16 protein-coding genes and 1 pseudogene are annotated in these 19,411 nt (G+C 63.9%); 11 read left to right on the plus strand and 6 right to left on the minus strand.

The features are described 5' to 3' along the window. Positions 1 to 165: 165 nt before the first annotated feature. Both LB535_RS01695 and LB535_RS01700 read left to right on the plus strand, forming a co-directional pair. A complete protein-coding gene (locus LB535_RS01695; protein WP_224603652.1) occupies positions 166 to 2,355 on the plus strand; it encodes an anthranilate synthase in 2,190 nt (729 codons plus the stop codon). Positions 2,356 to 2,360: 5 nt separating this feature from the next. Continuing rightward, complete coding sequence (locus tag LB535_RS01700; protein ID WP_140838782.1) at positions 2,361 to 3,308, plus strand: cation diffusion facilitator family transporter; 948 nt, start codon at positions 2,361 to 2,363, stop codon at positions 3,306 to 3,308. Positions 3,309 to 3,460: 152 nt separating this feature from the next. On the opposite strand, the gene LB535_RS01705 is transcribed toward LB535_RS01700, so the two are convergent. Further along, positions 3,461 to 4,558, minus strand: coding sequence for a hypothetical protein (locus LB535_RS01705; protein WP_224626769.1), 1,098 nt, complete (start codon positions 4,556 to 4,558; stop codon positions 3,461 to 3,463). Positions 4,559 to 4,655: 97 nt separating this feature from the next. On the opposite strand from LB535_RS01705, the gene LB535_RS01710 reads away from it, so the two are divergent. The 5 genes and pseudogenes from LB535_RS01710 (at position 4,656) to LB535_RS01730 (ending at position 7,338) form a co-directional block, all read left to right on the plus strand. Continuing rightward, positions 4,656 to 5,090, plus strand: a complete 435-nt coding sequence (locus LB535_RS01710; protein ID WP_224626768.1) for a DsrE family protein — start codon at positions 4,656 to 4,658, stop codon at positions 5,088 to 5,090. Positions 5,091 to 5,171: 81 nt separating this feature from the next. Further along, a complete protein-coding gene (locus LB535_RS01715) occupies positions 5,172 to 5,945 on the plus strand; it encodes an SDR family NAD(P)-dependent oxidoreductase (RefSeq protein WP_224524510.1) in 774 nt (257 codons plus the stop codon). A gap of 51 nt (positions 5,946 to 5,996) precedes the next feature. Beyond that, a complete protein-coding gene (locus tag LB535_RS01720; RefSeq protein WP_095766458.1) occupies positions 5,997 to 6,308 on the plus strand; it encodes a putative quinol monooxygenase in 312 nt (103 codons plus the stop codon). Position 6,309: 1 nt separating this feature from the next. Continuing rightward, positions 6,310 to 6,435 (plus strand): annotated as a pseudogene (locus tag LB535_RS01725) (AbrB family transcriptional regulator); the annotation flags it as partial. A gap of 150 nt (positions 6,436 to 6,585) precedes the next feature. Beyond that, the gene (locus tag LB535_RS01730; protein ID WP_224626941.1) at positions 6,586 to 7,338 is read left to right on the plus strand and encodes an SDR family NAD(P)-dependent oxidoreductase; all 753 of its coding nucleotides are present in this window, start codon (positions 6,586 to 6,588) and stop codon (positions 7,336 to 7,338) included. A gap of 34 nt (positions 7,339 to 7,372) precedes the next feature. On the opposite strand, the gene LB535_RS01735 is transcribed toward LB535_RS01730, so the two are convergent. Continuing rightward, a complete protein-coding gene (locus LB535_RS01735; protein ID WP_095766457.1) occupies positions 7,373 to 8,260 on the minus strand; it encodes a LysR family transcriptional regulator in 888 nt (295 codons plus the stop codon). Positions 8,261 to 8,404: 144 nt separating this feature from the next. Here LB535_RS01735 and LB535_RS01740 point away from each other — a divergent pair, with 144 nt between their 5' ends. The 3 genes from LB535_RS01740 (at position 8,405) to LB535_RS01750 (ending at position 13,380) form a co-directional block, all read left to right on the plus strand. After that, a complete protein-coding gene (locus LB535_RS01740) occupies positions 8,405 to 9,940 on the plus strand; it encodes an MFS transporter (RefSeq protein ID WP_224630939.1) in 1,536 nt (511 codons plus the stop codon). 150 nt (positions 9,941 to 10,090) lie between these two features. Further along, entirely contained in the window at positions 10,091 to 12,163 is a 2,073-nt protein-coding gene (locus LB535_RS01745) for a TonB-dependent siderophore receptor (protein ID WP_263490507.1), read from the plus strand. Then, positions 12,163 to 13,380: an MFS transporter gene (locus LB535_RS01750; RefSeq protein WP_224630941.1), complete on the plus strand. Its 1,218-nt coding sequence runs from the start codon at positions 12,163 to 12,165 to the stop codon at positions 13,378 to 13,380. The genes LB535_RS01745 and LB535_RS01750 overlap by 1 nt, the downstream gene beginning before the upstream one ends. Before the next feature lie 9 nt (positions 13,381 to 13,389). Here the strand turns inward: LB535_RS01750 and LB535_RS01755 are convergent, their stop codons facing one another. The 4 genes from LB535_RS01755 to LB535_RS01770 all read right to left on the minus strand — a co-directional run bounded on the left by LB535_RS01755 (position 13,390) and on the right by LB535_RS01770 (position 17,098). Then, on the minus strand, positions 13,390 to 14,463 hold the full coding sequence (locus tag LB535_RS01755; RefSeq protein WP_095766715.1) for a siderophore-interacting protein: 1,074 nt from the start codon (positions 14,461 to 14,463) through the stop codon (positions 13,390 to 13,392). 150 nt (positions 14,464 to 14,613) lie between these two features. Further along, positions 14,614 to 14,928: a nuclear transport factor 2 family protein gene (locus LB535_RS01760; protein WP_140838796.1), complete on the minus strand. Its 315-nt coding sequence runs from the start codon at positions 14,926 to 14,928 to the stop codon at positions 14,614 to 14,616. A gap of 222 nt (positions 14,929 to 15,150) precedes the next feature. Next, positions 15,151 to 15,927 (minus strand): esterase family protein, encoded by a 777-nt coding sequence (locus LB535_RS01765; RefSeq protein WP_224630942.1) that lies wholly within the window; start codon positions 15,925 to 15,927, stop codon positions 15,151 to 15,153. A 4-nt stretch (positions 15,928 to 15,931) separates the two neighbouring features. Then, entirely contained in the window at positions 15,932 to 17,098 is a 1,167-nt protein-coding gene (locus tag LB535_RS01770; protein ID WP_224626762.1) for an ATP-grasp domain-containing protein, read from the minus strand. Positions 17,099 to 17,538: 440 nt separating this feature from the next. On the opposite strand from LB535_RS01770, the gene leuA reads away from it, so the two are divergent. Then, the gene (gene leuA, locus LB535_RS01775) at positions 17,539 to 19,269 is read left to right on the plus strand and encodes a 2-isopropylmalate synthase (protein ID WP_224626760.1); all 1,731 of its coding nucleotides are present in this window, start codon (positions 17,539 to 17,541) and stop codon (positions 19,267 to 19,269) included. The last annotated feature ends 142 nt before the right edge of the window (positions 19,270 to 19,411 follow it).

Here is a 19,411-nt window from a genome sequence, read left to right on the forward strand (position 1 = left end):
GAACATGCGTTCGAACAAGACCATTTGGTGGTGGGCTCGCTGACAGCGGCCTGTTCGTGCGTGTGCGCGTGAAAAAGAGGGTGGCCGCAGCGGAATATCCGGGCGGCCATTTGTTTTTTAACGCCATTCCCGGGTCCGTTGCCCAAGACGCTGATGGAGACGGCAATGACGACTAAAGTTCTGGACAACGGGGCCGAGCGCTTCATCACCGCGGGCGGCGTGACGATCACCCGCGAGCGGCACGACCGGCCCTATGAAGGCGCGATCGATGCCTATGTCGACGGCCTGAATTCGCGCCGCGGCGCAGTGTTTTCCTCCAACTACGAATATCCGGGCCGCTACACGCGCTGGGATACGGCCATCATCGATCCGCCGCTGGTGATCTCCGCGCGGGGACGCACCATGCGCATCGAAGCACTCAACAAACGCGGCGAAGTGTTGCTGCCGGTGATCGGCAAGGCGCTTGGCGAGCTCAGTGAAGTGACGATCGTCGAGACCTCGAAGACGCTCATCCGCCTCGATGTGGCAAAGCCCGGCCGTGTCTTCACCGAGGAGGAGCGCAGCCGCGTACCGTCCGTGTTCACGGTGCTGCGCGCCATCACCGCGCTGTTTAAGACCGCCGAGGACGCCAATCTCGGCCTTTACGGCGCCTTCGGCTACGACCTAGCTTTCCAGTTCGATCCTGTCGACTACAAGCTCGAGCGCAAGGAGAGCCAGCGCGACCTGGTGCTGTTCCTGCCCGACGAGATCCTCGTCGTCGACCATTATTCGACCAAGGCCTGGACCGACCGCTACGACTATTCCGGCGACGGTTTTTCGACCGAGGGCTTGGCCCGCGATGCCCATGCCGAGCCGTTCAAGACCGCCGACCGCATCCCGCCGCGCGGCGACCATGAGCCGGGCGAATACGCCAACCTGGTGCGCCGCGCCATGGAGAGCTTCAAGCGCGGCGACCTGTTCGAGGTCGTGCCTGGACAGATGTTCTACGAGCGCTGCGAGACCCAGCCTTCCGACATCTCGCGCAAGCTGAAATCGATCAACCCCTCGCCCTATTCCTTCTTCATCAATCTCGGCGAGAACGAATATCTGATCGGTGCCTCGCCGGAGATGTTCGTGCGCGTCAACGGCCGCCGCGTCGAGACCTGCCCGATCTCCGGCACCATCAAACGCGGCGACGACGCCATTTCCGACAGCGAGCAGATCCTGAAGCTGCTCAACTCGAAGAAGGATGAGTCCGAGCTCACCATGTGCTCGGACGTCGACCGCAACGACAAGTCGCGCGTCTGCGAGCCAGGCTCCGTGCGCGTCATCGGCCGCCGCCAGATCGAGATGTATTCGCGCCTGATCCACACTGTCGACCACATCGAGGGTAGACTGCGCGAAGGCATGGACGCCTTCGACGCGTTTCTCTCGCATGCCTGGGCGGTCACCGTCACCGGCGCGCCGAAACTGTGGGCCATGCGCTTCATCGAGCAGAACGAGAAGAGCCCGCGCGCCTGGTATGGCGGGGCGGTCGGCATGGTCAATTTCAATGGCGACATGAACACCGGGCTGACCTTGCGCACCATCCGCATCAAGGACGGCATCGCCGAGGTCCGCGCCGGCGCCACACTGCTTTTCGACAGCATTCCCGAGGAAGAAGAAGCCGAAACCGAACTGAAGGCATCCGCCATGCTCTCCGCCATCCGCGACGCCAAGACCGGCAACGCCACCGGAACCGAGCGCACCACCGCGCGCGTCGGCGACGGCGTCAACATCCTGCTGGTCGACCATGAGGACAGTTTCGTCCATACCTTGGCCAACTACTTCCGCCAGACCGGCGCCAACGTCTCCACGGTTCGCTCGCCGGTGCCGGAGGAGGTCTTCGAGCGGTTGAAGCCGGACCTCGTCGTGCTGTCGCCCGGCCCTGGCACGCCGAAGGATTTCGACTGCGCCGCCACCATCAGACGAGCGCGCAGCCGCGACCTGCCGATCTTCGGCGTCTGTCTCGGCCTGCAGGCATTGGCCGAGGCCTATGGCGGCGAGCTCAGGCAGTTGCACATCCCCATGCATGGCAAACCGTCGCGCATCCGCGTTTCGAAGCCCGGCATCATCTTCTCAGGCCTGCCCAAGGAAGTGACCGTCGGCCGCTATCACTCGATTTTCGCCGACCCGGTGCGCCTGCCCGACGGTTTCGTGGTGACCGCCGAGACCGAGGACGGCATCATCATGGCTTTCGAGCACCGCAAGGAGCCGATCGCGGCGGTGCAGTTCCATCCGGAATCGATCATGACGCTCGGTCACAATGCCGGCATGCGCATCATCGAAAACATTGTCGCGCATCTGCCGCGCAAGGCCAAGGAAAAGGCCGCGTAGGACCTATGGCTGCGACGCAGGACACGGTGGCGGCCGCGGCGAAAGCCGCGACCCGCGAGAAGATTGCCAGGCTTGCCTTCTCGTCGATCCTGGTCGCCTTCGTGGTGCTCGTCTTGAAGCTTGCCGCCTGGTACATCACCGGTTCCGTGGCGCTCTATTCCGACGCGCTGGAATCGATCGTCAACGTGATCGCATCGGCCGCCGCCTTCTGGGCGATCCAGGTCAGCTACAAGCCCGCCGACCAGGACCATCCCTTCGGCCATCATAAAGCCGAATATTTTTCCGCCGTCCTCGAAGGCGTGCTGATCGTCGTCGCGGCGCTGCTGATCCTCAACGAGGTCTGGCAGTCCTGGCAACATCCGGCCCCGCTGGAACAGCCTTGGGAAGGACTTGCCGTTAACGGCCTCGCGACGGTCATCAATGCGATCTGGGCCTGGACGCTGATCCGCGCCGGCCGGAATGCGAAGTCGCCTGCGCTTGTCGCCGACGGCCAGCACATCATGACCGACGTGGTAACATCCGTCGGCGTGTTCGGCGGTCTTGTCGGTGCCGTGCTCACCGGCTGGCAGGTCCTCGACCCGGCGCTGGCAGTGATCGTCGCGCTCAACATCCTGTGGCAGGGCTGGCATGTCATCGGCTCGTCGATGAGCGGGCTGATGGACCGCGCCGTCGACAACCATGAGCACATGCAGATCCGCAACATCATATCGGCCAATTCGAAGGGCGCGCTCGAGGTGCATGATCTCAAGACGCGCATTGCCGGGCGCGCCACCTTCATCGAGTTCCATCTCGTGGTCGACGCCGACATGACCGTCGGCGCCAGCCATGTCATCTGCGACCGCATCGAGGACGCGCTGAAGGCCGAGATCCCCTCGGTGCGCGTCACCATCCATGTCGAGCCGGACGACGAGGCGAAGCTGCCGAAAGGCACCGCGGCCGTGCCTTTCGCTTAGCAGAGCGCGAAGGTCCGTCGAGATTCAGGTCAGGCCGAGTCGAGAACGATGGCTTCCGAGAACCGGAGCGGAGCGTACTTGAAAGTACGTGAGCACCGGAAGCGTAGGAAGCCGCCGTTCGCAGGCCGGCCTCACCTGAATATCGGCAGACCTCACGGAGCACATGCCGACTGCGGCATCGGCTGCAGCCGATAGACCTTGTCGTCTGACCTGGTCTTGCCATCCGCCGCCTTCGAACAGAGATCGACAATTGCCACTGCATTGTTGGGATTTGCAACCATCATCGTGCCGTTGACGCCGCGCTTGAGGAAGATCTCCTTCTGCGAGACGTCGCAGGAAAAATCGCTCATCTTGGAACTGGCCGAGCAGCGCCACTGATCGGCCTCGCCCTGGCAGGAATAGGTCTGCGTGACCTTTTTCCCTTTCTGCCTGGTCGTCACCGAAACGGCGACATCCGCCCCATCCGGCCAGTTCGCGGCATCGCCGCCGGCTGAGAAGGAGGCGAGCTCGACGGGTCCGCGAAACACGCGGATCGATTGCGTCAGCTGGTTGGGATGCGACTTCAGATGCGCATCGTCGTAGTCACGCCCGAAGCAGAAGGGCTGATCGGGCTTGAGCCGCACGCGCAGCGGCTCGCCCAGCGCCGGATCGATCGGGTCGATGCGCGCGAACTCCGCCTTGCAGGTCTCGGCCGGCATCGGGTCCAGCTTGAAATTGTCGTCGTCGCTGCCCAGCGCCTGCCTGTTGTACTCGGCCTCGCCGAGCTGCTCTTCCGAATCCGGGTCGAGATAGACGTCTGGCGACAGACCGGACAGAAGAAGCTTCCCCTTGTCGTCGACTTTCAGCGAAGCCAGCGTCCGGTCGCAGTCCATGCCGCAACGGATGCCGCTCGCCTTGTCGCTTGGATCCTCCTTGTTGCACCAGCTGCTTGCCCATTCCGGCTTCTTGGCGCCGCGCACCGTTGTGGTGAGAAAGCCGTTATAGGACGTATCCTGGTTGGCGGCGGGTTCTTCGTTCGTCCGGCTGACCGGGTCATGGCCGTAGAAGAAGAAGATGCGCGCCACCTTCTGGCGCGGATGCGCCTTGAGATGGGCGGCGTCGTAGACACGGCCGAAGCAGGCGTCGGCGCCAGTCGGGCTGAGCTCGGGAAGTTTAAGCGGCTGTTCGGCGCGCACCGCGCCGAACGAAGCGGCAAAGGCGGCGCAAAGCACCACCGCCATGGTCCTCGCCACCATGGTCCTCGATGTCATGTGATCCTCCTCCCACCGACAGGACTTGGATATGCTAGTCTAGGAGTGCCGCCTGGACCATGCAAAATCGCGAGCGCGCGGCGAACGGAGGGATACGATGCTGCGCCGTGACATTTTTCGTGCCAGCCTCGCAGGCGCCGCGGGCCTGTTCGGCCTGAGCCGGGCAAATGCGGCAACGCCTGAGGGGCGGCTGAAAGTCGCCTATCACCTCAGCGACGCCGACAAGGTCAACTTCGTCCTCGGCAACATCAAGAACCACTATGAAGGCACCGGCGGCAATGTCGACATCGTGCTCGTGGTGCACGGTCCGGCTCTGGCCGCCTTCAAAGTCAAGGGCGCTTCCGGCGCTGTTTCCAGCCGCTTTGCCGGCCTTGTCCAGCAGGGACTTGTGCCGCAAGCCTGCGGCAACACCTTGCACGGTATGGATATCACGCTGACCGACCTGCTGGCGGGCTTCGACCTTGCCGACAAGGGCGGCGTCGTGAAGCTCGCCGAACTGCAGCATCAGGGCTATGTCTATCTCAGGCCCTGAATGCGCCCGCACTGAACGCCAACACTTGAAGGCCGGGCCGGCAATGGCCTACGAAGGATGGCAACCCGGAGACCAGCCGACATGACGATACTTGCCATCCCCGATCTTGCCGGCAAGGCGGTGCTGGTCACCGGCGCTTCGACCGGGATCGGCGCAGCACTTGCCCGTGCCTATGCGGCGCAGAAATGCCGCGTCGCGCTGCATTTCAATGCAAGCCGCGCTCCCGCCGAAACCGTGGCCGGATCCATCCGCGACGATGGCGGCGAGGTGTTCCTGGTCCAGGGCGACTTCTCGAAACCTGCCGACGTCGAGCGTGTCGTCGAAGAGAGCGCAAACCATTTCGGCCGGCTCGACGGCCTGGTCAACAATGCCGGCGGCATGCTTGGCCGCGTCGCCTATGCCGACCAGGACGAGGCGCATTACGACGCCGTGATGGACCTCAATGCGCGCTCTGTCCTGACCGCTTCGCGCAAGGCGATCCCCTGGCTGAAGCGCCAGGGTGGCTTCATCATCAACACCACCTCGATCGCCGCCCGTAACGGCGCCGGCGGCGGCGCCGGACTTTACGGATCGTCCAAGGCCTTCGTTTCCAACGTGACGCGCGGCATGGCCAAGGAGCTGATCGGCTTCGGCATCCGCGTCAACGCCGTGGCGCCCGGTACGATCTTGACGCCCTTCCACGAACGCTATTCGAATGCCGAGCAGATCAAGGCCATGGTCGCCACCATTCCGCAAGGGCGCGCCGGAACGCCGGAGGATTGCGTCGGAGCTTACCTGTTCCTGTCGTCCGATCTGTTGAGCGGCTACATCATCGGCCAGGTGATCGAGGTCAATGGTGGCCAGTTGATGCCGTGAGCGGTCGACTGCATACTCGATGCAGCGCACAACCTGGAGGAGATCAAGGGCATGTACGGACTGATCGGCAAGATGCGGGCGGCACGCGGCCAGCGCGATGCGGTCATGGACGTGCTGCGCGAAAGCACCGGCGCTCTCCCGGGCTGCCTGAGCTACATCATCGCCACCGATCCAGCCGACGCCGACGCCATCTGGGTCACCGAAGTGTGGACCGACCAGGCGAGCCATAAGGCATCGCTGCAGCTGCCGGAAGTCCAGGCGGCGATCGCCAGGGCGCGTCCCTTCATCGCCGGCTTCGAATTCCAGATCGAGACCCATCCCGTTGGCGGCTTCGGCCTTCCTGCGCCAGAAAAGGCTGGGTGACATCGCCGCCGCGGCGCAGAACGTCGACATCTCTTTCGTCATGGCCTTGCAGACGGCGCGCTTCCTGGTCGTGCTGCTGATTGTGCCAAGCGTAGCCAGGCTGGTGGCGCGAAACGTCGGGGCTTGATCCGGGGTATCCAATGCCAAGGGAATTCCAGGAAAAGTGCTCGGCGGTTTTCCGTTCGGAATTGCGTAAAATCAGAAAGTTGGAGCAAGTAGCAATCCATCAGGATGCTGAATTGCTCGACGAGCAAGGGAATTGCCAATGAACCGCCGTTTGAACGCCGTCGATCTTTCCGGCCGCGTCGCCGTGGTGACCGGCGGCGCGCAAGGCATCGGCCTTGCGGTCGCCCGGCGCCTGTTGTCGTCGGGCGCCGGCGTTGCCATCTGGGACGTCGACCAGGCCGCAATGACCCGGGCTGTCGCCGAGCTCGCTTCGCTCGGCCGCGTTGAAGCCATTCTCTGCGACCAGTCCCAGATCGAGGCCGTCGATCACGCGGCCGCCGCGACTGAGCGCACGCTTGGCCCCGTCGATCTCCTGGTCAACAATGCCGGCATTGCCGGGCCGGCGGCGACCGTGGCGGACTACGACCCCGCCGCCTGGCGTCAGATCATCGATATCGACCTCAACGGCGTCTTCTACTGCTGCCGGCGCCTGGTGCCCGGCATGGTCGCGCGCAATTACGGCCGCATCGTCAATATCTCCTCGGTGGCCGGCAAGGAAGGCAATCCGAATGCCGCCGCCTATTCGGCCGCCAAGGCCGGCGTGCTGGCGCTGACCAAGTCGCTTGGCAAGGAGCTCGCGGGACACGACATCGCCGTCAACGCGCTGACCCCCTCGCCCGCCCGCACCAGAATTCTCGAGCAGCTCACGGAAGCGCAGGTCGCTTATATGCTCGGCAAAGTGCCGCGCGGCCGCTTCGTCGAGGTGGAAGAGGCCGCCGCGATGATCGTCTTCATGCTGTCGGACGAGAACTCTTTCACCACCGGCGCGACCTTCGATCTCTCCGGCGGCCGCGCGACCTACTGACCATCCCCGCGGAGCTTCGTTTGGATTGCCGGGCCTATCGCCCCGCCGCAAGCCTCTCGGGAAGAAAATCGACGAAGACCCGGACCTTCGGCGAAAGATGGCGATTGGACGGCCACAGCATGCGGAACTGGCCGCGGCCGTCGACATGGTCGTCGAGCACGGCGCGCAGCCTGCCGTCATGCAGCGCCTCCCGCACCAGGAAGTCGGGCATGCAGGCGATGCCGAGACCGGCAATCGTAGCGCCCTTCAATGCCTCCATGTTGTTGCAGGTCAGCATCGAACGGATCTGCGGCTCGGCGCTCCCGGTGATGAACGGCCAGTTGAGCAGCCTGCCGCTGTTGAGAAAGCGGAAGTGTATCCCGAAATGTGCCGCTAGATCCGCCGGCGTGCCGGGCATGCCATGGCGATCGAGATAGGAGGCGGCCGCGCACAATATCATGCGAAAGGGCGCGACCGGCCTCGACACCAATCGCGAATCGGGCAGCTCGCCGCTGCGGATCGCGACGTCGATACCCTCGTCGATGACGTCGACGATGCGATCGTTGAAATCGATGTCGAGCTCGATTTCCGGGTATCGCGCCATGAATTCCGACAGCACCGGCAAAAGCAGATGATAGGTGACGATCGGCGTTGAGATGCGTAGCCGGCCATGCGGCGTCTCGCGTGTACGCGACAGCATCGCCTCCGCGTCTTCTATGTCGTCGAGGATGCGGCGCACCCGCTCGTTGAACAGCTTGCCCTCCTCGGTCAGACCTATGCGCCGCGTACTGCGCTGCAGGAGACGCACGCCGAGTTCCTGCTCGAGCCGGGCGACGCTCTTGCCGACGGCGGAGGCGGAAATGCCGAGCGCTTGTCCGGCGGCGACGAAACTGCCGAGCTCGGCGGTGCGGGCGAAAGCCAGAAGGCCGTTGAGACGATCCATGATGAACCTATTCGAGCGTTTTGCTCCGAGATGAACGGAGATTTAATACTATTTTGCCGGAAACGTCGCCGCCCTATCTTGTCGTTGCGATCGGCTGTGCCAGTCAGGACATGCCGGCAAATCCTGCCTCGGATAGGAAAATCCATGACTTTGATGACCAGAACCGGCCCGGCCGGCAGATGGCTCGTGCTGCTGTCGGTTTGCCTTGCCGCCATGACGATGCCGTTGAGTTTCACCGGTCCCGCCGTAGCGTTGTCCCGCATTGCCGCCGAGCTCGGCGGCAGTCCGATCGAGCTCAATTGGGTGACCAATGCCTTCATGCTGACCTTCGGCGCCGGCCTGATGGCGGCCGGAGCGCTGGCCGACTCCCATGGCCGCAAGCGGATCTTCCTCGCCGGCCTCGCCGCCTATGTGCTTGCCGCGCTGGGCTGCATGCTGGCGCCAGACATCGTCTGGTTCGACCTGTTCAGGGCCCTCCAAGGCATAGGCGGCGCTGCCGCCTTCGCCGGCGGCGCCTCCGCGCTTGCCCAGGAATTCGACGGGCAATCGCGTTTGCGCGCCTTCAGCTTCCTCGGCACCAGCTTCGGCATCGGCCTTGCCTTCGGCCCTGTTGCCTCCGGCCTGCTCATCGACGCGTTCGGCTGGCGCGCGATCTTTCTTCTGGTGGCGGTGCTTGGCGTTGCCGCCGCCGCGCTCGGCCTGCGCACCGTCGCCGAATCGCGCGACCCGGACGCAACCGGGCTCGACTGGGCGGGAGCCGCCACCTTCACCATCGCGCTTGCCGCGCTGACCTGCGGCGTGCTGCAGGCGCCCCAGAGCGGTTGGGCCAATCCCCTCGTTATCGCCCTTCTCGGCGTGGCAGCCATCTTCTTTGCCGCCTTCGTCATTGTCGAGCGGCGGGTGCGCCGGCCGATGCTGGACCTGACGCTGTTTCGCTTCCCGCGTTTCGTCGGCGTGCAGTTCCTGGCCGCCGCACCTGCCTATGCCTTCGTCGTCCTGCTCGTGCTCCTGCCGATCCGCTTCATCGGCATTGAGGGGATGAGCGAGATCAAGGCGGGGCAATTGATGATCTGCCTCTCCGGGCCGCTGCTGATCTTGCCGCTGCTGGCCGGCCAGGCGGCACGCCGGATCGCCCCGGCCACCATCTGCGGTGTGGGCCTCCTCGTCGCCGCGGCCGGCCTGGTCTGGCTCAGTTGCGTGCCCGTGGCGGACAACGCGCTGCTGCTCCCGCTGGTCTTGGTCGGCATCGGCATCGCCTTGCCCTGGGGGCTGATGGACGGACTTGCCGTCAGCGTCGTGCCAAAGGAGCGCGCCGGCATGGCGGTCGGCATATTCAACACCACCCGCGTCGCCAGCGAGGGCGTGGCCCTGGCGATCGTCATGGCGGCCTTGTCCGGTTTCACGGCCACGCAGCTTGGCGCTCAAGGATTGGCCTCGCCTGCCGAAGCGGCCGCGGCGGCACAGCTACTGGCAACCGGCAATATCAGCGAAACGAGGCAACATCTGCACTTGGCCGACGCCAGTGCCCTGGTCCAAGCCTATGAGGCGGCTTTCGACCGGCTGCTCATCGTGTTGGCGACGATCACCGTGCTCACCGCCGTCGTCGTCTTCCTCGGCTTGCGTCGCGGATCGCCGTCGCAACAAGACGTCGCGCCTGTCCCGGCCTGCCAGGAAGGCTGACGCCATGTGACGCCGTCAAGTCCGGCGAGGTATCAAAAAAATACTTGACTCTCTTACTCATATTTGAGAGCGCGGAAGCGCAACCAAAACATGAGAATTGGAGACAAGTTAATGCCGAAGCGGTCGAGGACGTGGCGCCGGGGATTATCATTGCTGGCGGGCAGCGCCATCCTCGGCCATGCCTGGCCGACAATTGCCCAGGAAGGCGGCGATGCCACCGTTCTCGACAGGATCGAGGTGACCGCCGAGAGCAACGAGATCCTGAAGCAGGACGGCTACGTCGCGAAGAAGGACCGCATCGGCACCAAGACCGACACGCCGATCGCCAGGATCCCACAGGCGGTCTCGGTCGTCACGCAGAAGCGGATCGAGGACCAGAAGCCGCGTACACTGAATGACGCGCTGGGCTACACGGCCAGCGCCAATCCAAACAGCTTCGGTTTCGACACGCGCTACGACGCCTTCTTCCTGCGAGGCTTCCAGGCCTTCTACAACGGCATGTTCCGCGACGGGCTGCGCCAGTACAACGGCCCTTCCGCCTGGTTCAAGACAGAACCTTACGGCATCGAGGGCGTCACCATCCTGAAGGGACCGGCCTCCTCGCTTTACGGCGTCAGCGGTCCGGGCGGCATCGTCAACGTCGTCACCAAGCGCCCCAAGGACGAGCCGTTCCATGAGATCGAGTTGCTGGCCGGCGAGCACAACCGCTTCCAGGCGGCGCTCGATACTTCCGGGCCGGTCAATGACGACGGCAGCATCCTCTACCGCTTCACCAGTCTCGGCCGTCTAAGCGAGACCGGCCTGCCCGACTATCCCGACGATAAACTCTATCTGGCGCCGGCCGTCACTTTCAAGCCGGACGAGGACACCAAGCTCACCATCCTCGGCGAATATTCGAAGTCCGTCACCGGCGGCACCGCGGCCTTCTACAACTCCGCCTATGGCGTGCTGTCGAACGTCTATGAAGGCGATGCGTCCTGGAATGATTTCACCCAAGATCAGGGGCGCATCGGCTACGAGTTCGAGCACCGCTTCAACGACTGGCTGACCGTGCGCCAGAATCTGCGCTACAACGCCGTCGACTCGGACATCGAATATAGCGGCCATTACTCGATCGGCGCCGATCAGCCGCTTGAGCGCTACTGGGGCCACTACACCGAGACGATGAAGAACTTCGTCGTCGACAACATGGCGCAGCTCGAATTCGACACGGGTCCGGCGCGGCACACCGTGATTGCCGGCATCGACTATGCCTGGTCGGACTATGACGCCGGCAGCGGGCTCTCCTATGTCTCGGTCGAGGATATCAAGGCTGCCCCAGTCCCCCATTCCGGCGGGCAGGAGATGAACCAGCTCGGCGTCTACCTGCACGACCAGATGGAGTGGAACGATTTCACCCTGTTCACCAGCGGCCGCTACGACTGGGTCGACACCACCTCCATCGCGGCGGATTTCAGTCAGTCGAAGCAGACGGACAGTGCCTTCTCCGGCCGCGTCGGCCTGTCCTACCGGACCGAATGGGGCATCATCCCCTACGTCAACTATTCGACCTCGTTCTCTCCCAACATCGGCTTCGTCTATGACGACGTCTCGAGTTCCGTCAGCCGCGTCGCCCGCCCGACCATCGCCACGCAGAAGGAGATCGGCGTCAAATACGAGATCCCCGACCACAACGCGACGGTCAGCGCCGCGCTGTTCGACATCGACCAGAAGGACGGCGTCGTCTTCGACGCGTCCACCGGCATCAACAAGCAGCGCCAGCTCGACCTCAACTCGCGCGGCGTCGAGCTGGAAGCCAATGCCTCGCTCGATAACGGCTTCAGCGTCATCGCCTCCTACACCTATCTGCGCGTGAAGATCGAACGCGGCGCCGAAGGCACCGACGGCAAGGAACTGTCGGCCACGCCGAACCACATCCTGTCGCTCTGGGGCCATTACCAGTTCGAGAACGGCACGCTTGAAGGGCTTGGGCTCGGCGCTGGCGTGCGTTTCGCCGGCGCGAGCTACGGCGACGACACCAATACTTTCAAGAACGACGCGCGCGCCTTCGTCGATGCCTCGCTGTCCTATGATTTCGGCTATCGCAACCCGAGGCTCGAAGGCGTGAAGCTGCAGATCAACGCCAAGAACCTGTTCGACAACCAGCAGGCAATTTGCTCGGCCGGCTATTGCTACCGCGACGAGGGCCGCTCGCTGTTCGGCAGCCTGCGCTATCGCTTCTGATGTCGGTCTCCGTCTCGAACCGGGCCGCCTCGTCGCCGGCGGCCATCGTCGCTGCGATCGGCGGCCTCTATGTGGCGCAGAGCGTGATCGGCGGCATCACCTGGACGGGTCTCCCGGCCGTGATGCGCGACCAGGGCCTGCCGCTCGACCGCATCGGCCTGCTCACCCTGATCGCCCTGCCATGGGCGCTGAAGTTCCTGTGGTCGCCGGCGGTGGAGCGTTACCGGCTTCCGCCAGCGGGCAGGAACCGCACCGGCGCGATCGTCCTCATCGGCGGCCTCATCTCCATCACCGGACTGCTGGCCATCGCCCAGCTCGGTCCCGCCACCTTCTGGCCGGTCGTCGCCTGCCTGACGGTGGTCGCCTTTGCCGCCTCGACGGTCGACATCGCCTGCGATGGCTTTGCGGTGCAGAACCTTGCCGGCAAAAATCTCGGCTGGGGCAATGCCGCCCAGGTCGGCGGCGCCTATCTCGGCTCGGCGATCGGCGCCGGTCTCTTCCTCTATCTCGTCGAAATCCACGGCTGGCGCGCGGCGGTGTCGGCGATGGCCTCGCTGCTGGTGCTGCTCGGACTGCCCTTCCTGCTCGGCATCGCCGGCCGATCGCGCGAGGAAGTGCGCGAACACGTGCCCGCGCTCGGCACGGCGCTGCGGCGCTCGCAGATACGCCGCGGTCTGGCGGCGTCGGCGATCTACGTTCTGGCGCAGAAAGCGGCGCTGACCATGCTCGGCCCGTTTCTGGTCGATGCCGGGCTCAGCCTTTCCACGATCGGCCTGGTCAACGGTGTCGGCAGCATGGTTCTCGGCGGCGCGGCCGCCCTTGCCGGCGGCGCTCTTGTCCGATGGCTGGGCACGCGCAGCGTACTTGTGCTCGCGCTTATGCTGCAGGCCGGATCGCTGTTTATCCTCGCGGCCTTCGCGCTTTCCGGCGTTTTCCCGGCAGGCCCGCTGGCGGCCGTCGCGACGCTGAGTTCCTCGGGCATCATGGCGCTCGGCTTCGTGGCGCTCTATGCGCAGTTCATGCGCTGGTCGGATCCGAAGCAGGCAGGGGTCGATTTCACGCTTTTCCAGTGCATGGATGCCTTGGTCAGCATGGCGGGCGGCATCCTGGCCGGCTATGCGGCGCAGCATCTGGGCTATGGCGCACTGTTCGGCGGCGCGGGCGTCGTCGCGCTGCTGGCGGTGCCGGCCATCGCCATGGTCAGCGATCGCAACTAAAAGATTGAACTATTCCTCGCCGGCACCGTCTCCGCCCGACTCGCCGCGGCGCCAATAGGCGGTGACAAGATGCCGGTTGCGCGACAGGGCCCATTCCTTGCGCACGATCCGGCGGATGTCGCGGAAGTCGGCGAACTCGCATCCGGCCCAGACAAAGAGATCGTCGGCCCCGCGGCCGCGCTCGCGCAGCGCTTCCGGCAGCAGGCCGGCCCGGCCTGCTTCGCGGCCATGCCGATAAAGCCAATGGACAGCGATGTTCTCGCCCGCCGCCAGCGTCACCCGGTCTTGCGGACCGTCAACCTCGATGAAGGCCTCGGCACGGACGGACGGCGCAAGCTCTTCCAGCATCCGGCCGATCGCCGGAAGCGCGGTATCGTCGCCCAGAAGAAGCAGGTTTGATGCCTCGGGCACATCGCCGCCGCCGGGGCCGATCATGCCGATGATGTCGCCGGCCCTCGCATTCTGCGCGAAACTCGCAGCCGGCGTCTCGGCGCCGGGATGCAGCACGAAGTCGATGTCGAGCCAACCCTCGGCCACGTCCAGCGCGCGGATCGTGTAGACGCGGATGGTGAGCGCATCCTCGCCCGACGGCCAGACGATCAGACCGTCCGGGCCCATGGTCGGCCAAACCGCCTGCCGTCCGGCCGGCGGCAGCAGAAGCCGAACATGAAATCCGCCATGGGCGAAGCGGCCGAGGGCGCGGCCGCAGAAGCGCACGCGTTGCATATGCGGCGACAACCGTGTCGAGGACAGGACCGATATCTCGCGGAAGAATATCGGCGTGCCGGCATCCATGCCGTCTCCTTGCCAGCGCAGGCCTTCGGTGGTGCGGAGATGCGCGGCGATGTGGCCGGCGAAGATCATCTTCATGTAGGAGAGGCAGGTCTCGTCCTCCGCCGCGACACGGACCAGCACGCCGCGGTCGTCGAATGAGGCATTCAACGTGCCGTAATGCATGCGGAATTCCCATTGGCCGGCAACGCCGGTGTCGTTTTCATAGTCGCCGTGCTCGGCGCGCAGCCTGTCCATCACCGCGCGGATGTCGTCGTTTTGGATACGGGTTTGCGCGCTCAAGAGCTTCATCGCCGGGCCTTCCGATATCGACGAGATCGGCCGAAGCCCGATATCGCCGCGCCGGCATGCCACAGCGCCGGCGGCATTGCCACAAAAACATGATTACAATGATCATATTTTTGGACGATGCCGCACGAAGGTCGGCGACGCATCCGTTCTTCAGCTGATGACCAGGCTCGCGATCCGGTCGCCGTTGAGCGTGAAGGCCATGTCGCCCTCGCCGTTGAAGCCGTTGCCGGTCACGGCGACGCGGGCATGGTAGACGCCGTCGCGCTCCGCGATGCGAACGATGCGAAGGTTGGACTGCACGCCGATATTGTCCGACTGGTTCCACCGCGCGACGCTATCGCGGCCACGGAAATCGCGACCCCAGTCGCTGAGGAAAGCATCGTCTGTGAATGTGGCCAGAAAGGCTTCGGTATCGGCGGCGTTGGTTGCTTCGACAAAGCGACGGATCGGATCGGGTGTGGTCATTGGTCTGTACATTTTGAGGTGTGTTGAGATTCAGGTCAGGCCGAGACGAAAATGGTGGCTTCCGAGAACCGGCCTTCGCCGGCCGTAGCCTTCATCGGGCGGAAACACTTAAGAGGGCTTCGGCCGGCGAAGGCCGGAGCGGAGCGTACTTCATGTACGTGAGCACCGGAAGCGCAGGAAACCGCCATTTGCAGGCCGGCCTCACCTGAATATCAACGCACCTCAGTCCAACCTGTGCATGAGGTCGTCATCCAGCCAACGGCCGAAGAAATAGACGAGCTGCTTATGCCACCACGGCCAGTCATGGCTGACGTCGCCACCCCAATAGTCGACCCAGGCCGGGATCGATTTGTCGCGCAGCACCTGTTCCAGCTCGCGCGTTTCGACCAGCATGTGCTCTTCCCAGGCGCCCTGGCCGCAACAGAAGATCAGCCTGAGCGCCCTGAGCCGCCCGAGCAGCTTCTGGTCGACGATGCCGGGCAGATAATCGAGCGGCGAGTTGAAATAGATATTGCCTTCCAGAGCCCGGCCGAAAAAGTCGCGCGCCGAATAGACGCCGGACAGCGAGATCACCCCGCTCGCCAGCTCCGGGAAGCGGAACACGAAATTGGATGAGTGATAGCCGCCCATCGAGCAGCCGCAAAACAGCGGCTTCAAAACGCGGCCACCGTTGGACTTGGCGGCAACCGCCTGCAATTCCGGTAGCGCTTCTTCGCGCACATAGCGGAAATAGGCTTCGTGGCGGGCGATGCGTTGCGCCGGGTCGGCATGCTTGTCGAAGAAGGATTCCGAGTCGATGCCGTCAAGCGTGAAGAGCTGGATGCGGCCGGTGTCGATGAACTCGGCAAGCGCGCTGGCCCCGCCCGAATCTTCGAACTGATAGAACCGCCCTTGCGAGGTCGGGAACACCACCACCGGACGCCCGGCATGGCCATAGCGCTTGTATTCCATGTCCCGGCCGAGATTGCGGGCATGGTCCTTGTGATAGGAGACGTCCATCGGCTCAGGCCTTTTCCGCGTGGATGTAGTCGACCGCCTGGCGCAGCGCCTTCGGATCCTTCGAACGCATCTGGTAGGCGTAATTGCCCATGGCGCGGCTGAAGACCTCTTCGATGGCCTGATGATGGACGATCTTGTCGCCGTGGGCGGCTAGCACGTCCGCATGGCTGTGCAAATAGTCGATGTGGCGTTTGCGGCTGGCATAGGCGGTGAAATACTTGCCCTTGTAAGGGCCGCCGGCGGCATCCTTGACCACCATGTCGGCCCAGGCGGCATAGACGTCGATGTCGAATGTGTAGTTGATGGCGTCCGTCATCCAGGCGCCGGGCGGCCGCATGTTGACCTCGAGCGCGATGACGCGCTTGTCGCTGGTTTCGAACAGCTCGATATGGAAGAAGCGCTCGCGTACGTCGAACGCCTTGAGGATCTTGCGGCCCGCCTCCTCGACTTCCGGGCTGATCTCGGGAAAGCAGGTGTAGCTCATATGGCGATCCTTGTTGACCGCCTCCATGATGCTCTGATCGTAACGGTGGCTGGCCGCCAGCACCACCTCGCCGTCGCGGTTGACTAGCCCGTCGAAGGTCACGACCAGCCCCTCGATGAACTGCTCCATGACGAAGGTGACACCCTCCGGCTTGTCCTTGAAGAACTGGTCGAGCTCCTTGGCGTTGGAGATCTTGAAAGTGTTGGAAGCCCCGGAGCCCGAATCCGGCTTGACCACCACCGGAAAGCCGACGCGGCGGATGAAGGTCATGGCGCCGGCACGGTCGGAGCATTTGCGCTGCGGGATGGTCTCGACGCCGCTCTTGCGGAAGAAGGCGCGCATGCGGCTCTTCCGCTTCAAGTTCTTCACGAAATCGAGCTTGGTGCCGTAGATATTGAAATCGGTGCGGATGTTGGCTTCGAGTTCGAGCCAATGCTCGTTGAGCGACTCGAAGCGATCGATGCGGCCCCATTTGTGGATGAAGTGCCCCATCGCCCGCAAAACGGCGTCGTAATCTTCCATGTCGGCGATGCGGTAATATTCCGAAAGCGCCGCCTTGAGCTTGGCGTTCAAGGTTTCGTAAGGCGCATCGCCGATGCCGAGCACGGTGGCGCCCGCCTTTTTCAGCCGGTCGCAAAAATCGGTGCCGTTGGCCGGGAAATGCGGCGAGAAGAACACGAAATTCATGGACGAACCCCTCCCCGGAGCTTCGCTCGGTGCCAAGCCTTCGAAACCAAGTCTGGCGCATTTGCGAGGCGCGGGGAAGACTGTCCGCGCCGGCGGCGATATTAGGCAAGGGCGTTCATTCATGCGTCCCGCTTGCCTCCGACGGGCCGCTCCTGTAAGAGAGCCGGCATGACCACGCGCGTCCGCTCCGTCGCCTCCTCTCGCACCGGCTTTGCCGGCGAGACCGCGCGCGCGCTCGCCTCGACCCTGCTTCTTCTCGGCCTTATCGGCGATCGCCGGGTTCGCTGAAGGAGCGCCCGGCGGTCGAAACCGCCGCTCAAGGCGCATGCTCCTTGGCCAGACTTTGGCAAAGTCACATCAAGCGAACGAATTTTTGGTAGAGGCGACGCTCGCCACCCATCCGCCTGAAGCGGGCATGCGGGCCGCCGGGAGAAACGACGATGAACGCACGAGAAGAAATCCGCGCCGGCGAGGCTGAAGCCGGGAAGCGCGCGGCCGGCCACATGCCGGATGCGGCACGCAAATACCAATCCTACCCGACGGTCGGCCTGACCGACCGCACCTGGCCGAACAAGACCATCGACAAGGCGCCGATCTGGTGCTCGGTCGACCTGCGCGACGGCAACCAGGCGCTGATCGACCCGATGGGTCATGAGCGCAAGGCGCGCATGTTCGCGCTGCTCCTCGACATGGGCTTCAAGGAGATCGAGATCGGCTTCCCCTCGGCCTCGCAGACCGATTTCGACTTTGCCCGCTGGTGCATCGAGGAAGGCGGCGTCCCCGCCGACGTCTCACTCCAGGTGCTGGTGCAGTGCCGGCCCGAGCTGATCACGCGGACCTTCGAGGCGCTGAAGGGCGCGCACCGCCCGATCGTGCATTTCTACAATTCGACCAGCGAGCTGCAGCGCCGCGTCGTGTTCGAGAAGGATGTCGCCGGCATCAAGCGCATCGCCACCGACGCCGCCAAGATGATCACCGACATGGCCGCCAAGGCCGGCGGCGGCTACCGCTTCGAGTATTCGCCGGAGAGCTTCACCGGCACCGAGCTCGAAGTCGCGCTGGAGATCTGCAACGCCGTCACCGAGATCGTGATGCCGACAGCCGACAACAAGCTGATCATCAACCTGCCGTCGACGGTCGAGATGTCGACGCCCAACGTCTATGCAGATCGCATCGAATGGATGTGCCGCAACCTCGATGCCAGAGAGAACCTGATCGTCTCGCTGCATCCGCACAACGACCGCGGCACCGGCATCGCCACCACCGAGCTCGGCCTGATGGCTGGCGCCGACCGCGTCGAAGGCACGCTGTTCGGCAATGGCGAACGCACCGGCAATGTCGATATCGTCACGCTGGCGCTCAACATGTTCACCCAGGGCGTCGATCCGGAGCTCGACTGCTCCGACATCAACCGGATGAAGGACGTCTACGAATATTCGAACCAGCTGAAGATCCCGGAACGTCACCCTTATGTCGGCGAGCTGGTCTACACGGCTTTCTCCGGCTCGCACCAGGACGCCATCAACAAGGGCATGAAAGCTCTGAAGAAGGCCAACACCCCAATCTGGGAAGTGCCCTATCTGCCGATTGATCCGGCCGATGTCGGCCGCACCTACGAGGCGATCATCCGCATCAACTCGCAGTCCGGCAAAGGCGGCATCGCCTATGTGCTGCAGGCAGATTACGGCCTCAACCTGCCACGCAATCTGCAGATCGAGTTCAGCCAAGCGATCCAGGCGATCACCGACGCGGAAGGCAAGGAAGTGCCGGCCAGGCGCATCCATGAACGCTTCCTCGAAACCTATGTCGACCAGCCCGGCGCGCGGCTGAAGTTCCTCGACCATCGCACCTATCCCGATACCGAGGTGAAGGGCCGGCGCATGGTCGAAGCGGATATTCTCGACAATGGCAAGGAAGTGACCATCACCGGCTCGGGCACCGGCCCGATCGACGGCTTTGTCGATGCGCTCTCGCGCCATGTCGGCGTCGACATGTCGGTGCTCGACTACTCCGAGCATTCCTTGCAGCGCGGCTCCAACGCTTCGGCGATCTCCTATGTCGAGATGGAGTATCCGGGCGGCAAGCTGTTCGGCGCCGGCATCAACACCAACATCGTCGCCGCCTCGCTGGAGGCCGTCGTTTCGGCCGCCAACCGGATCATCGGCGGCTAGAGCAAATTCCAGGAAAATTGTGAGGCGGTTAGGCTCGGCGGTTTCGCCGCAGCCTTCCGTCCGGAATTGCGGTCAAACAAAAAATTGAGCGGTTCACCGTTCCGTGAACGGTGAACCGCTCTAGCCGGATGATCTGATTCAG

It is taken from the genome of Mesorhizobium sp. CA10 (assembly GCF_020165285.1).
Lineage (GTDB): Bacteria > Pseudomonadota > Alphaproteobacteria > Rhizobiales > Rhizobiaceae > Mesorhizobium.